The sequence below is a fragment of the Flectobacillus roseus genome (assembly GCF_030056595.1).
GTDB classification, from domain to species: domain Bacteria; phylum Bacteroidota; class Bacteroidia; order Cytophagales; family Spirosomataceae; genus Flectobacillus; species Flectobacillus roseus.
The window spans coordinates 1-563 of the sequence record NZ_JASHIF010000052.1 but is presented as its reverse complement, the minus strand read 5'-3'; the positions used below and the strand labels follow the sequence as shown (position 1 = coordinate 563).

The 563-nt window shown below is 45.8% G+C and carries 1 protein-coding gene; it reads right to left on the bottom strand.

Translation table 11 applies throughout. From position 1 onward, the window contains the following. On the bottom strand, positions 1 to 563 hold a 563-nt coding region (locus QM524_RS25930), incomplete at both ends, for a hypothetical protein (RefSeq protein ID WP_283346906.1).

The following is a 563-nucleotide window of genomic DNA, read 5'->3' as shown; positions in this document are numbered from 1 at the left end:
ACTCCATCACCATCACAGTCTGCATTACGCCAAGTGGTACTCGTATTCGCCAACACTTGACCGATGCCCCATACACATGAGTTCGTTGGTTGTGGATCCGTGTTATCTGGATCGCCATCCCCATCTTGGTCTCCTGCTGCTGGCACACTAATCGTTACTGTCGCATTAGCACATACTTGTGGCGTCACCAAGGTGTTACATACTTGGTATACAACTGTTACATTCGGTCCTCCTGGCTCTGTCGCTGATGGAGTATAACTCATGATACCTGTCGTTGGTGCAAACACTACGGTTCCGGTTGCTGTACCTCCTGTTCTCGTAACTACATTGCTCAACACTGGTAAGAAGTCATCATTCGATAATACACTTACTGTACTTGTCAAGCCAAATGGGGCTGTTAAAGCATCATTTGCCGCTGTAGCTGCTTGTGGATTTGGATCCGTACCGTTTGGATTACCATCCTTATCACAGTCTAATGCTTTCCATGCTATACTAGTATTCGCAAACACTTGGTCTACTTTGTTGTAACTACATCCATCATTTGGATTGGTATTGTCAGCCGT